The organism is Pseudomonas soli (genome assembly GCF_021283165.2).
GTDB classification, from domain to species: Bacteria; Pseudomonadota; Gammaproteobacteria; order Pseudomonadales; family Pseudomonadaceae; genus Aquipseudomonas; species Aquipseudomonas soli.
On record NZ_CP128543.1, the window covers coordinates 4574413 to 4588739 of the forward strand.

Below are 14327 nucleotides of genomic sequence, written 5' to 3' on the forward strand. Positions count from 1 at the left end.
CCTGCGGCATAATGCCCGGTCAGGAGAACTACCCCGCCATGCCCGAGCTGCTCAGACAACGCGTCGAAACCTGTTACCAGCAAGCCGAAACCTTCTTCAAACGCCCCTTCCCGCGCCCGCAGGTCAGCTTCAAGCTGCGCGGACAGAAGGCCGGCGTCGCCCACCTGCACGAGAACCTGCTGCGCTTCAACCTGCAGCTGTACCGCGAGAACGCCGAAGACTTCCTGCGCCAGACCGTGGCCCACGAGGTCGCCCACCTGATCGCCCACCAGCTGTTCGGCGAGCGCATCCAGGCCCATGGCGAGGAGTGGCAGTTGATCATGCGCGGGGTGTACGAGCTGCCGCCGAACCGTTGCCACAACTACGAAGTGCAGCGGCGCGTGGCGACACGCTACATCTACCGTTGCCCGTGCCCGGAAAGCGATTTCCCGTTCACCGCCCAGCGCCACAAGCTGGTGCGCCAGGGGCGACGCTACCTGTGCCGGCGCTGCCGGGAGATCCTGGTATACAGCGGCGAGACACGGGTCGAATAATCGTCAACGCATGAAAAAGGCGACCCGAGGGTCGCCTTTTCGCATTTCAACTCACGCTCAACGCGCCGGGCCTTCGGCCACGCCCAGGTCGTCGGTCGGACGGGTGTCGATCAGCGGCGAGCCGCCAGACGCCAATTCGGCCTGCAGGGTGTCGGTGTCCAGCTCCTTGACCCACTTGGCCACGACCACGGTGGCCACGGCGTTGCCGATCAGGTTGGTCAGGGCGCGGGCTTCGGACATGAAGCGGTCGATACCCAGGATCAGCGCCAGGCCGGCAACCGGCAGGTGGCCGACGGCCGACAGGGTGGCGGCCAGGACGATGAAGCCGGAACCGGTGACGCCCGCGGCACCCTTGGAGGCCACCAGCAGCACCAGCAGCAGGGTGATCTGGTGGGTGATGTCCATGGTGGTGTCGGTGGCCTGGGCGATGAACACCGCGGCCATGGTCAGGTAGATCGAGGTACCGTCCAGGTTGAACGAGTAGCCGGTCGGGATCACCAGGCCAACCACCGATTTCTTCGCGCCCAGGCGCTCCATCTTGGCCAGCATGCGCGGCAGGGCCGACTCGGAGGACGAGGTGCCCAGCACGATCAGCAGTTCTTCACGGATGTAGCGGATCAGCTTGATCACGCTGAAGCCGTGGGCGCGGCAGATACCGCCCAGCACCACCAGGACGAACAGCAGGCAAGTGATGTAGAAGCAGGCCATCAGGTAGCCCAGCTGCACCAGCGAACCCACGCCGTATTGGCCGATGGTGAAGGCCATGGCACCGAAGGCGCCGATCGGGGCCAGCTTCATGATCATGTTGATGATGTTGAACATGACATGGGCGAAGCGGTCGATCAGGTCCAGCACCGGTTTGCCGTAGCTGCCCAGGCGGTGCAAGGCGAAGCCGAACAGCACCGAGAACATCAGCACTTGCAGGATGTCGCCGTTGGCGAAGGCGCCGACCACGGTGTTGGGGATGACATTGAGCAGGAAGCCGACGGTGGTCTGCTGCGCGCCGGCGGCGGCATAGGCAGCCACGCTGCTGGCGTTGAGGGTGCTGACGTCGACGTGCATGCCGGCGCCCGGCTGCACCACGTTGACTACCACCAGGCCGATGATCAGGGCGATGGTGGAGACGATCTCGAAGTACAGCAGCGCGTAACCGCCGGTCTTGCCGACCGACTTCATGCTCTGCATGCCCGCGATGCCGCTGACCACGGTGCAGAAGATGATCGGCGCGATGACCATCTTGATCAGCTTGACGAAGCCGTCACCCAAGGGTTTGAGGGCTACGCCGGTTTCCGGGTAGTAGTGGCCGAGCAGGATACCGATGGTGATCGCGACGATCACCTGGACATACAGCGATTTGTACAGCGGCTGACGAGTCGTCATGGCTAGTTTTTCCTCAAGTGGGCCGGCGCATCCTTCCCAGGATGTCGGGGCACCTGAATCGCGAACCCTCCTGTACCCGGAGGGATTTGTCGTTGTGTTCGAGCGCCTGGGCAGGCCTCTGCCAGGTGAATAGCAAGGGCGATGCCAAAGTGCCCGCTTGAGGTGCACAACCAATGATTACAGGGTGTGAATGCCCCGGGGCGGGGCGTAATAGCCAGTGGGAAATGGCGGATTTCCGCCCGATGGCGGAAATCGTACAGGGCAGGTTGGCGGATTTCCGCCCAGCGCGCGCCTACAAGTCTTGCGCGATTTCAATCGAGCCGGAAAGCGATGCGGAACGCAGCCCCGCCCAATTCGGAGTCGCCCAGGCTCAACTCGGCGTCGTAGCTGTCGATGATGTCCTTGACCACCGCGAGGCCGATCCCCTGCCCGGGGTGCTGGCGGTCCAGCCGCTCGCCGCGTTCGAGAATGCGCTCACGCTGGTCGGGCGGCACACCCGGGCCGTCGTCCTCGATCCACAGCTCCAGTTGCCCAGGCGCTTCGCGCAGGCTGACCCGCACCTGTCCCAGGCACAACCGGTAGGCGTTCTCCAGCAGGTTGCCGAGCAGCTCGAGCAAGGCCCCCTGCTCCATCGGCACCCGCGCATCGGCCGGCAGATCGAAACCGACCTCAACGCGTTTGTCGCGATAGACCTTGGCCAAGGTGCTGCACAGGCTGTCGAGCAACGGCTTGAGCTGGACCTGGTGCTTTACCAGGCCACTCTTGCGCAGGCTGGCGCGTTGCAGTTGGTAGTCGATCTGCTGGCTCATGCGCTCGATCTGGCTCTGCAGCACCCGCGCCTGCTCGCGGTCGCCCTGCTCCATGCTCTCGCCCACGCCCTGCAGCACCGCCAGCGGGGTCTTCAGGCTATGGGCCAGGTCGTCGAGCGAGTCGCGGTAGCGCTGGCGCTGTTCGCGCTCGCTGCGCAGCAGGCGGTTGAGCGAGCCGGTCAGGCGCAGCAGCTCGCGCGGGTGCTCGCGGCTCAGTCCATCCCTGGCGCCGCTCTCCACGTCATCCAGCTCGGAGCTGAGCCGGCGCAGCGAGCGCAGGCCCCAGGTCAGGCCGGCCCACAGCAGCACCATCAGCGCCAGCAGCGCCGCGCCGAAGCCGAAGTAGAGTTTCTCGCGCAGGCCATTGAGGGTGTCCTGGTATTCGCGGACCGGTTGCAGGGCGACGATGCTGAACGCCGCACTCTTGCCGCCAAGCAGCTTGACCTCGACGTCATAGACGAAGAACTCCTCGCCGTCGTCCTGGTGAATACGCGCGAATTCGTTGCCACGCCCGTCATAGCGCGGGTGATAGTTGATGTTGCGGTTGCGCGTGGCCCGCGACTGCCACACCAGCTTGCCCTGGCGGTCGAAGATGTAGCCGAGCAGGCCTGTATACGGCAGGTTGAAGCGTTCGTCCGGCAGCAGCGCCGGCATCTGCAACTGGCCACGCTCTATGCGCGCAGCTGAAATCAGTGTGGTCACGTCCGAGGCCAGGCGTTGCTCGATGGACTCCTGCAACGCCAAGCTGAAGGCCTTCTGCAGCGCCGGCAGCAGCGCCAGCATGAACAGCAGCGCCAGCAACGCCGCCGCCAGCATCAGGCGCACCCGCAGCGAGCGGATCATCGGCAGCGCTCGGTGAACAGGTAGCCCAGGCCACGCACGGTATCGATCGGCTTGAAGCCGTTGTCGCCCTCGAGCTTGCGGCGCAGGCGGCCGACCAGCACCTCGATGACATTCGGGTCGCGCTCCTCGTCATCCGGGTACAGCTGTTCCATCAGGCGGTCCTTGGCCACCACCTGCTGGTGATGACGCATGAGGTACTCGAGGATGCGGTATTCGTAGGCGGTCAGCGCCAGCGGTTGCTCGTCCAGGGTCGCCTGCTTGCGGTTGAGGTCGAGCACCAGCGGGCCGGCGGCGATGGTCGACTGGGTGAAGCCACTGGAGCGGCGCAGCAGGGCGTTCAGGCGCGCCTCCAGCTCTTCGAACTGGAACGGCTTGACCACGTAATCGTCAGCGCCGGCGGCCAGGCCTTCGACCTTGTCCTGCCAGTTGCCACGGGCGGTGAGAATCAGGATCGGAAAGGTCTGGCCAAGGTTGCGCAGCTGACGGATCAGGTCCAGCCCGCTCATGCCCGGCAGGCCCAGGTCGATCACCGCCAGGTCATGGTTGTACTGCTCGGCCTGGTACAAGGCTTCCTCGGCGTTGGCCACCGCCTGCACCACATGGCCGCCCTCGCCGAGGCGGGTGAACAGGTGATGACGCAGCAGCGCCTCGTCCTCGACCACCAGCAATTTCATGCAGTTCTCCTTCCAATAGCGAATGCCTGTACCGGCCTCATCGCGGGGCATCCTCGCGATGAGGCCGGTACAGGATAACAGCGACCTCAGAACTTGTAGCTCGCCGCCAGGTAGGTCTGTGCGCTGCTGGTCAGGCGCAGGGTGCCGTCCTTCGGCCCGCCGTGGGCGCCGATCTCGGTGGCGGCGTTGCTGCGCAGGTAACGGTAGCCCATCTCCACCGAGGCCTTGTCGGTGATTTCCTGGATCACGCCGGCCTGCAGGCCCACGGCATAGCCGTAGTCGGTGTCGCGGCTGGCGCCCGGCGAGTCCTGGGTCAGCTTGGTCATGCCCAGGGTGCCGCCACCGAACAGCTTGGTGGTATCGCCCACCGGCAGGAACAGGTCGTAGCTGCCGAGCAGGTTTTCCTGGCGCAGCTTGACGCCGCTGTGATCGCCCGAGACGTTGTCGTAGGTCATGTAGTAGCGGCCCTGGTCGTTGATCTTGCCCAGGCGCACGCCCCAGGTGCTGTCCTTGCCGATGATGCCGTCGGCGTTCAGGCCGTCGGTGTTGCGTTGCAGCAGGCCGGACTTGCGCACTTTGTCGCTGGTCTGGCCGTAGGTCAGGCTGGCGAAATTGTCATCGGCCTGGGCGGCGGTGGTGAGGCCGGCGGCGCAAACCGCCATGGCGGCGATCAGGGTATTGAGCGTTTTCATGGTTCAGGTACTCCGGGTTGGATGCGTTGTTTCTGTCTGGGGACTAGAGTAGGGAGGGCGCCCTGAACCCCTGCTGAACCCGGCCTGAACCTGGGCTGAACGAACCGAACAAGGAGCTCGACCATGCGTACCCTGCTTGCACTGGCCCTGTTGTGCGGCGCCACCCTCGCCCAGGCGGCGGTGCAGACCCGCGAGATCCGCTACCAGGACGCCGACGGCACTGCGCTGATCGGCTACTACGCCTACGACGACGCCATCAAGGGCAAGCGCCCGGGCGTGGTGGTGGTGCATGAATGGTGGGGGCTGAACGACTACGCCAAGCGCCGCGCCCGCGACCTCGCGGCGCTGGGCTACAACGCCCTGGCCATCGACATGTACGGCGACGGCAAGAACACCGAGCACCCGCAGGATGCCCAAGCGTTCATGGCCGCGGCGATGAAGGACCCAGCGGCCGCCGCCCGGCGCTTCGATGCCGGGCTGGAGCTGCTGAAGATTCAGCCCAACACCAACAAGCACCAGTTGGCGGCCATCGGCTACTGCTTTGGCGGCAAGGTGGTGCTGGACGCGGCGCGCCGCGGTGAGAAGCTCGACGGCGTGGTGAGTTTCCATGGCGCGCTGGTGACCCAGACGCCGGCCAAGCCGGAGGTGATCCGGGCCAAGATCCTGGTGGAGCATGGCGAGGCCGACAGCATGGTCACCCCGCAGCAGGTGGCGGCGTTCAAGGCGGAGATGGATGCGGCCAAGGCCGACTACAAGTTCGTCGGGATCCCGGGGGCCAAGCATGGCTTCACCAACCCGGATGCCGACCGCTTGAGCCATGGCGAGCATGGCGGGCCGGATATCGGCTATGACAAGGCAGCTGACGAGAGCTCGTGGAAGGATATGCAGGCGTTCTTGAAGGATGCGCTCGACTGATGATCGCCGAGGCCGCTTTGCGGCCCTTTCGCCGGCAAGCCGCCTCCCACAAAAGATGGCGACGCCCCCTGTGGGAGCCGGCTCGCCGGCGAAAGGGCTGCGCAGCAGCCCCAAAATCTGTGCTCCACCACCAGCCACCAGGCTGGCACAATACCCGCCATGAACAGACTCCCCACCTGCTGCGCCCCGCTCCAGCACCACTGGCCCCTGCCGCGCCCGGTCCCCGGCGCGGTGCTGGTCAGCTGCGCCTTCGACCCGGCCAATCTCGCGCCGGACGATTTCCAGCGCGCCGGCATCGAACAGACCGCCAGCCTGCAACGCTCGGTGGCCAAGCGCCAGGCCGAGTACCTGGCAGGCCGAGTCTGCGCCCGTGCAGCCTTGCAACATCTGGATGGCCGCGACTACGCGCCCGCTACCCACGAAGACCGCTCGCCGATCTGGCCCGCCGGCATCCACGGCTCGATCACCCACGGCCAGGGCTGGGCCGCCGCCGTGGTCGCCGCTGACGGCCAATGCCGCGGCCTCGGGCTTGACCAGGAAACCCTGCTCGGCGAGGACCGCGCCGAACGCCTGGCCGGGGAGATCCTCACCCCTGCGGAACTGGAACGCCTGGACCGCAGCCAACAGGCCCTGGCCGTGACCCTGACCTTCTCGCTCAAGGAAAGCCTGTTCAAGACGCTCTACCCACTGACGAAAAAGCGCTTCTATTTCGAGCACGCCGAACTGCTGGAATGGTCCGCCGACGGCCACGCGCGCCTGCGCCTGCTCACCGACCTGTCGGCCGAATGGCACCACGGCGTCGAGCTGGATGGCCAGTTCTGCCTGCAGGACGGCCACCTGCTCAGTCTGATCAGCGTTTAGTCGCGTGGCTGCTCCCGCGGCCAGCTCAGGCTGAAACACGCCCCGCCCAACTGCTCGCTGTGCCCGACCAGGGCGCGGCCGCCGTGCCAGTAGATGATCCGCCGCACGATCGACAGCCCCAGGCCATGCCCGCCCGAGGTCCGGGTGCGGCTGTCGTCGAGGCGGGTGAAGGGGGTGAAGATGCGGTGCCACACGCCCTCGGGAATCCCGGGGCCGTCGTCCTCCACATCGATGCGGCAACGTTGCTGCCCCAGGTGATAGCTCACGCGCACTTCGGACTCGGCATGGCGCATGGCATTGCGCACCAGGTTCTGCAGGGCCCGGTGCAGGTAGCGCGGCTCGGCCTCGACCCGGGCGTCGCCACCGTCGAGCCCGTGGCATACGCCACGCACCACCCGCACCTCGGCGCGCAGCGGTGCCAGCTCCTCGATCACCCGCGCCAGCAGCTCGTCCAGGTCCACCACCTGGAAATGCAGGGCCGGCGCGCCCTGCTCCAGGCGGGCGTAGGTCAGCATCTCGTCGACCAGCTTGTCCAGATCCTGGATATCGCCGTCCATGCCCGCCAGGTGCTTGGCCCGGGCCTCGTCGCTGCCGGCGCTCTCGATCATCTCCAGGCCGAAGCGCAGCCGCGCCACCGGCGTGCGCAGCTCGTGGGACACCGCCCGCACCAGCTCGCGCTGCATGGTCAATGAACGTTGCAGGTGCTCGGCCATGCCGTTGAAGGCCTCGGCCAGACGCCCCACCGAGTCGGCATCGCCGGCCGGCACCCGGGTGTCGAGGCTGCCTTGGGCGATGCGCGTGGCCGCCACCTCCAGGCCCGACACTCGCCGCTCCAGCTGGCGCACCAGCAGGTAGACCACCAGGCCGATCAGGCACAGGCCGAGAAAGGCGATGAGGATCAGCAACTGCGGCGGATAGGGGTTGAGCTGATACAACGGGCCGATCTCCAGCACCCAGGGCGAACCGGACAACCCCGAGAACACGCGGATCGAATCGCCGTCCCTGCCCAGGGCCATCACCGTATCGCCCTCCTCCACCCGGCGGCGCTGGTCGTCGTCCAGGGCGGCGCGCTCGATGCGCTGCAAGGCGATGTCGAAACCGAAGCCCTTGCTCTGCCGCAGCTGCGCCAGGCGCGCCTGCTGCTCGGTCACCGGGTAGCGCACCAGTTCGTCGGCCAACAGATAAAGGGTGGCGCGGGCCAGCTGCTCGCTGATCTGCTTGACCTCGGCCACCAGCAGCAGGTCCTCGTGGCCAACCCGGCGCAGCACCCGGGCGGCATGCGGGCCGGTCTTCTCCACCACCACCAGGTCTCGGTACAGGCGCGCCCGCTGCCCGCCGTCGAGGGTAAAGGCCGACAGCGGTTGCAGGTCCAGCGGCACGCCGAGCAGGCGCTCCCAGATCACCAGCGAACGGGTGCGCTCCACCGCGTTCTGCTGCGCCAGGTTGTCGGCCATCAGGCTGAAGGTGCCCTGGGCCAGGCGCTCGCGGTGCTGGCCGGCGCGGATCTCGTTGAGCAGGTGCAGGCTCAGCACACCGAGCACGGCCACCAGCACCAGCACCGCGAGCATGCCGCCATAGATGCGCAGGAAGATCGAGTTCATGGCGCCTCGCCGACGAACAGGTAGCCCTTGCTGCGCAGGGTCTTGATCAACCGCGGGGTGATCGGGTCGTCGCCGATCTTGGGGCGGATCTTGGAGATGCGCACATCGATGGAGCGATCCTGGCCGTCGTAGCCGACGCCGCGCAGCGAGGTGAAGATCTCCTCGCGGGACAGCACGCGTCCGGCGTTGCTGGCCAGCAGCCAGAGCAGGTCGAATTCGGCGCCGGTCAGGTCGACCAGCTGGCCGTGCAGGCGCGCCTCGCGCTGGCGGCTGTCTATATGCAGGGGCCCGAAGGTCAGGTCCTGGCGGCGCTCCGGGGCGTCGCTGCGGCGCAGCAGGGCATTGATACGCGCCAGCAGCACGCGCGGGCGCACCGGTTTGCACACGTAGTCGTCGGCGCCCAGGTCCAGGCCCTGGATCTGGTCGAGCTCGTCGCTGCGGGCAGTGAGCATGAGGATGGGGCCGGCGTACTGGCCGCGCACGCGGCGGCAGATGCTCAGGCCGTCTTCGCCGGGCAGCATCAGGTCGAGGATCACCAGGTCCGGCTGGCTGTCGATGATGCGCCGCGCGGCGCGGCCACCGTCGCCCTCCACCGCCACTTCGAAGCCGTTGGCCTGGAGGTATTCGGCAGTCAGTTCGGCCAGGCGCTGGTCGTCCTCGACGATCAGGATGCGATTGATTGGTTGGTCCATGGCCTCCCCTTCTTCTGTTTATTGTCTGGCCTTGTGTTATCCGTGCCGGCCTTATCGCGGGGCCAGCACAACCCTTTGATTGCAGAGCAAATCCGCCTTCACCAAAGCGCAACATCAGCCCCGGATACTACGTCCCGCCCCCACCCCTGCCAACCACCGCAAACAGCCCTCGACTGAACCGTTTTTTGTGATAGGGTGCGCGCCCTAAAAAATCTTCGCGGCGGCGTAGCACAGGCAAAAAATCGTGCAAACCTCTTGGGACAAGGCCTACAGCGAATACCCACGGATGACTCACAAAGTACCCACAAGTTATCCACAGGCGCCGACCTTGCAAAGCCCCCTGGACCGCATTATCTTGTATCCCCATCGCAGCGAACCACTAGATATTGGGTTTTGCGCAAAATCACAAACACAAGTCAACAGGCAAATTCAAGCGAATTTTCTGGCTGAACTTAAGGTGATTTCAACAGCCAAACCGCTCCTGCGGAGGGCGACCGAGGCAAGCCGCAGACGGCCTTGTTCGGGTATGAGTGTTGCAGGCAAGGCCCGCACTCATCAGCAACAGATTTTGGGTACGCCCAGAACCTTTGACTTCGGCCAGGGAGCGGCAGGTTACTGCCCCTAATTCCTGAGTCTGTCCCGAAGTCGGTAAGCCCGAGCGGGCGGATGCGTGTGCTTCACGCGCATCCCCGCCCGGGCCATCGAGCAAGTGGACGGAACGGTGGCGCCCGACAACGGCGCCTGAACAAACTAGAAACTGTGGAGACACCCACCCATGCAAACCGACACAACTCGCGAGAACCCGCAGGCCAAGGCGCCTCAGGCCGCCGATTCGAACCAGGATCTGGCCGCCACCGCCCCTGGCCAACTGCGCGTGATCAAGCGTAACGGCACTGTCGTCCCCTACACCGACGACAAGATCACCGTTGCCATCACCAAGGCGTTCCTCGCAGTTGAAGGCGGCACCGCTGCCGCCTCGTCGCGCATCCACGACACCGTCGCGCGCCTGACCGAGCAGGTCACCGCCACGTTCAAGCGTCGCATGCCATCGGGTGGCACCATCCACATCGAAGAAATCCAGGACCAGGTCGAACTGGCCCTGATGCGCGCCGGCGAGCAGAAAGTCGCCCGTGACTACGTCATCTACCGCGACCAGCGTGCCAAGGAGCGTGCTACCCGCTCCAACGCCGACAGCGTGGTCGAGCCGCACCCAAGCATCCGCATCACCCTGGCCGACGGCAGCCTGGCGCCGCTGGACATGGCGCGCCTGAACACCATCATCAGCGAAGCCTGTGAAGGCCTGGCCGAAGTCGATGGCGAGCTGATCCAGCGCGAAACCCTGAAGAACCTGTACGACGGCGTCGCCCTGAAGGACGTCAACACCGCCCTGGTGATGACCGCCCGTACCCTGGTCGAGCGCGAGCCGAACTACTCGTTCGTCACCGCCCGCCTGCTGATGGACACCCTGCGTGCCGAAGGCCTGGGCTTCCTGAACGTCGCCGACAGCGCCACCCACCACGAGATGGCCGACCTGTACGCCAAGGCCCTGCCGGCCTACGTCGAGAAAGGCGTCGAGTTCGAACTGCTCGACCCGGCGCTGAAAGGTTACGACCTGGAGCGCATGGGCAAGGCGATCAACCACGAGCGCGACCAGCAGTTCACCTACCTGGGCCTGCAGACCCTGTACGACCGCTACTTCATCCACAAGGATGGCGTGCGCTTCGAGCTGCCGCAGGTGTTCTTCATGCGTGTGGCCATGGGCCTGGCGCTGGAAGAGAAAGACAAAGAAGCCCGTGCGATCGAGTTCTACAACCTGTTGTCGTCCTTCGACTACATGGCCTCGACCCCGACCCTGTTCAACGCCGGCACCCTGCGTCCGCAGCTGTCGAGCTGCTACCTGACCACCGTGCCGGACGACCTGTCGGGCATCTACCACGCGATCCACGACAACGCCATGCTGTCGAAATTCGCCGGTGGCCTGGGTAACGACTGGACTCCGGTGCGCGCCCTGGGCTCGTACATCAAGGGCACCAACGGCAAGTCGCAAGGCGTCGTGCCGTTCCTGAAAGTGGTCAACGACACCGCCGTCGCCGTGAACCAGGGTGGCAAGCGCAAGGGCGCCGTATGCGCCTACCTGGAAACCTGGCACCTCGACATCGAAGAATTCATCGAGCTGCGCAAGAACACCGGTGATGACCGTCGTCGTACCCACGACATGAACACCGCCAACTGGATCCCTGACCTGTTCATGAAGCGCGTCTTCGATGACGGCAAGTGGACCCTGTTCTCGCCATCGGAAGTGCCTGATCTGCACGACCTGACCGGCAAGGCCTTCGAAGAGCGCTACGAGTACTACGAAGCCCTGACCGAGTACAACAAGATCAAGGTGTTCAAGACCATCCAGGCCAAAGACCTGTGGCGCAAGATGCTGTCGATGCTGTTCGAGACCGGCCACCCGTGGCTGACCTTCAAGGACCCGTGCAACCTGCGCAGCCCGCAGCAGCACGTGGGCGTGGTCCACAGCTCGAACCTGTGCACCGAGATCACCCTGAACACCAACAAGGACGAGATCGCGGTCTGCAACCTGGGCTCGATCAACCTGCCGAACCACATCGTCGATGGCAAGCTGGACACCGCCAAGCTGCAACGCACCGTGAACACCGCCGTGCGCATGCTCGACAACGTGATCGACATCAACTACTACTCGGTGCCGCAAGCGCGTAACTCGAACTTCAAGCACCGCCCGGTCGGCCTGGGCATCATGGGCTTCCAGGACGCGCTGTACCTGCAGCACATCCCGTACGGCTCCGATGCTGCCGTCGAGTTCGCCGACAAGTCGATGGAAGCGGTCAGCTACTACGCGATCCAGGCTTCCTGCGACCTGGCCGACGAGCGCGGCGCCTACGAGACCTTCCAGGGTTCGCTGTGGTCCAAGGGCATCCTGCCGCTGGATTCGCAACAGATCCTGATCGAGGCCCGTGGCCAGAAGTACATCGACGTCGACCTGACCGAGAGCCTGGACTGGGCCCCGGTGCGCGAGCGTGTACAAAAAGGTATTCGTAACTCGAACATCATGGCCATCGCGCCGACCGCGACCATCGCCAACATCACTGGCGTGTCGCAGTCCATCGAGCCGACCTACCAGAACCTGTACGTGAAATCGAACCTGTCGGGCGAATTCACCGTGATCAACCCGTACCTGGTCCGCGACCTGAAGGCCCGCGGCCTGTGGGACTCGGTGATGATCAACGACCTGAAGTACTACGATGGTTCCGTGCAGCAGATCGAGCGTATCCCGCAAGAGCTGAAAGACCTGTACGCCACCGCGTTCGAAGTCGAGACCAAGTGGATCGTCGATGCCGCCTCCCGTCGCCAGAAGTGGATCGACCAGGCCCAGTCGCTGAACCTGTACATCGCCGGCGCTTCGGGCAAGAAGCTGGACGTGACCTACCGCATGGCCTGGTACCGTGGTCTGAAGACCACCTACTACCTCCGTGCCCTGGCCGCGACCAGCACCGAGAAGTCGACCATCAACACTGGCAAGCTCAACGCCGTGTCGAGCGGCGGCGACAGCGCCCCGGTCCAGGCCGCGGGCCCAGCCCCGGTACCGAAGGCCTGCGCCATCGACGAGCCGGATTGCGAAGCCTGCCAATAAGGCCTTCGCAGAGGCTACCCCCGGGTAGCCTCTTTTCTGCGCCACGGCGCAGAACCCTGTGGGAGCTGGCTTGCCAGCGATGAGGCCGGCACTGCCAGCACCTCCCCACAGCCAGACATAACAAGCCGGGGCCCAACGCCCCGGTCAGCCCTCCCCGGGCACTCCAGATTTGCGTGCACCGCACCGCAACCAAGATCCACCGGCCATACTCATTGATGGCCCTCAAGCAGGAGATCTCACCATGCTGAGCTGGGACGAATTCGACAAAGAAGACGGCGAAGTCGCCGCCAAAGGCAACACCGCCGCACAGGCCGCTGCCACCACCACCCTGGACAAGCTCGACAGCGCCGGCGGTGCCGCCGCCCTGGAAGCCCGCGCCGCCACCGCCGCCGACTCCGACGCGGTCAAACGCGCCAAGGCTGCCCTGGACGCCCTGGACATCGCCGAAGGCCTGGCCGAGCTGGAAGGCTCCTCGGCCCGCGTCGCCGTTGACGAAAAGCGCATGATCAACTGCCGCGCCGACCTCAACCAGCTGGTCCCGTTCAAGTACGACTGGGCCTGGCAGAAGTACCTCGACGGCTGCGCCAACCACTGGATGCCGCAAGAGGTCAACATGACCGCCGACATCGCCCTGTGGAAGAGCATGGACGGCCTGACCGAAGACGAGCGCCGCATCGTGATGCGCAACCTCGGCTTCTTCTCCACCGCCGACTCCCTGGTTGCCAACAACCTGGCCCTGGCCGTGTACCGCCTGATCACCAACCCCGAGTGCCGCCAGTACATCCTGCGCCAGGCCTTCGAAGAGGCGATCCACACCCACGCCTACCAGTACTGCATCGAGTCGCTGGGCATGGATGAAGGCGAGATCTTCAACATGTACCACGAGATCCCATCGGTCGCGAAGAAAGCCGCCTGGGGCCTGAAGTACACCCGCGCCATCTCGGACCCGGAGTTCAACACCGGCACCGTCGAAACCGACAAAGAGCTGCTGCGCAACCTGATCGCCTACTACTGCGTACTGGAAGGCATCTTCTTCTACTGCGGCTTCACCCAGATCCTGTCGATGGGCCGCCGCAACAAGATGACCGGCGTCGCCGAGCAGTTCCAGTACATCCTGCGCGACGAGTCCATGCACCTGAACTTCGGCATCGACGTGATCAACCAGATCAAGATCGAGAACCCGCACCTGTGGGATGCCGCGATGAAGGAAGAGGCTACCCAGATGATTCTGCAGGGTACCCAGCTGGAGATCGAATACGCCCGTGACACCATGCCACGCGGCGTGCTGGGCATGAACGCGGCGATGATGGAGGATTACCTCAAGTTCATTGCCAACCGTCGACTGACCCAGATTGGTCTGAAGGAAGAGTATCCGGGGACTACCAACCCCTTCCCTTGGATGAGCGAGATCATGGACTTGAAGAAAGAGAAGAACTTCTTTGAGACTCGGGTTATCGAGTACCAGACAGGTGGTGCTCTGAGCTGGGATTGATCGTCCAGCTTTCCAGAAAGGCTGCCCTTGGGCAGCCTTTTTTATTTCTCGAGCCTCAAAATCAAGAAACCTCCTACATAGGTATCTCTACTTAACCAGAGAAAACCACGGTAGTTTGTTTGAGCGCTAAGAACGCTCACATGGCGGAATTCCGTTCCCGTTAGAAACGGCTCTCCCTGA

General features: G+C 64.7%; 11 protein-coding genes. 5 read left to right on the forward strand and 6 right to left on the reverse strand.

Annotated features, from left to right (window positions below; genetic code table 11):
- The first annotated feature begins 38 nt into the window (after positions 1 to 38).
- Positions 39 to 533: a SprT family zinc-dependent metalloprotease gene (locus tag LU688_RS21145; protein ID WP_046854519.1), complete on the forward strand. Its 495-nt coding sequence runs from the start codon at positions 39 to 41 to the stop codon at positions 531 to 533.
- A gap of 57 nt (positions 534 to 590) precedes the next feature.
- On the opposite strand, the gene LU688_RS21150 is transcribed toward LU688_RS21145, so the two are convergent.
- The 4 genes from LU688_RS21150 to LU688_RS21165 form a co-directional block, all read right to left on the reverse strand.
- On the reverse strand, positions 591 to 1913 hold the full coding sequence (locus tag LU688_RS21150; protein ID WP_023630780.1) for a dicarboxylate/amino acid:cation symporter: 1323 nt from the start codon (positions 1911 to 1913) through the stop codon (positions 591 to 593).
- Between the two features lie 311 nt (positions 1914 to 2224).
- Complete coding sequence (locus LU688_RS21155) at positions 2225 to 3565, reverse strand: ATP-binding protein (RefSeq protein WP_094011800.1); 1341 nt, start codon at positions 3563 to 3565, stop codon at positions 2225 to 2227.
- Positions 3562 to 4239 carry a response regulator gene (locus LU688_RS21160; protein WP_023632177.1) on the reverse strand — a complete coding sequence of 226 codons (678 nt, stop codon included), beginning with the start codon at positions 4237 to 4239 and terminating at the stop codon, positions 3562 to 3564. Before LU688_RS21160 ends, LU688_RS21155 begins: the two co-directional genes overlap by 4 nt.
- 86 nt (positions 4240 to 4325) lie before the next feature.
- A complete protein-coding gene (locus tag LU688_RS21165) occupies positions 4326 to 4931 on the reverse strand; it encodes an outer membrane beta-barrel protein (RefSeq protein ID WP_023632176.1) in 606 nt (201 codons plus the stop codon).
- Positions 4932 to 5054: 123 nt separating this feature from the next.
- Between LU688_RS21165 and LU688_RS21170 the strand changes: the two genes are divergently transcribed.
- Both LU688_RS21170 and LU688_RS21175 read left to right on the forward strand, forming a co-directional pair.
- The gene (locus LU688_RS21170) at positions 5055 to 5846 is read left to right on the forward strand and encodes a dienelactone hydrolase family protein (protein WP_094011799.1); all 792 of its coding nucleotides are present in this window, start codon (positions 5055 to 5057) and stop codon (positions 5844 to 5846) included.
- Positions 5847 to 6005: 159 nt separating this feature from the next.
- On the forward strand, positions 6006 to 6707 hold the full coding sequence (locus LU688_RS21175) for a 4'-phosphopantetheinyl transferase family protein (RefSeq protein ID WP_094011798.1): 702 nt from the start codon (positions 6006 to 6008) through the stop codon (positions 6705 to 6707).
- Here the strand turns inward: LU688_RS21175 and LU688_RS21180 are convergent.
- The gene (locus LU688_RS21180) at positions 6704 to 8308 is read right to left on the reverse strand and encodes an ATP-binding protein (protein WP_094011797.1); all 1605 of its coding nucleotides are present in this window, start codon (positions 8306 to 8308) and stop codon (positions 6704 to 6706) included. The genes LU688_RS21175 and LU688_RS21180 overlap by 4 nt on opposite strands.
- Positions 8305 to 9000: a response regulator gene (locus LU688_RS21185; RefSeq protein ID WP_038706632.1), complete on the reverse strand. Its 696-nt coding sequence runs from the start codon at positions 8998 to 9000 to the stop codon at positions 8305 to 8307. The genes LU688_RS21180 and LU688_RS21185 overlap by 4 nt, the downstream gene beginning before the upstream one ends.
- 775 nt (positions 9001 to 9775) lie before the next feature.
- Here LU688_RS21185 and LU688_RS21190 point away from each other — a divergent pair.
- Both LU688_RS21190 and LU688_RS21195 read left to right on the forward strand, forming a co-directional pair.
- On the forward strand, positions 9776 to 12655 hold the full coding sequence (locus LU688_RS21190; RefSeq protein WP_038706633.1) for a ribonucleoside-diphosphate reductase subunit alpha: 2880 nt from the start codon (positions 9776 to 9778) through the stop codon (positions 12653 to 12655).
- Positions 12656 to 12896: 241 nt separating this feature from the next.
- Positions 12897 to 14147, forward strand: a complete 1251-nt coding sequence (locus LU688_RS21195; protein WP_038706634.1) for a ribonucleotide-diphosphate reductase subunit beta — start codon at positions 12897 to 12899, stop codon at positions 14145 to 14147.
- The last annotated feature ends 180 nt before the right edge of the window (positions 14148 to 14327 follow it).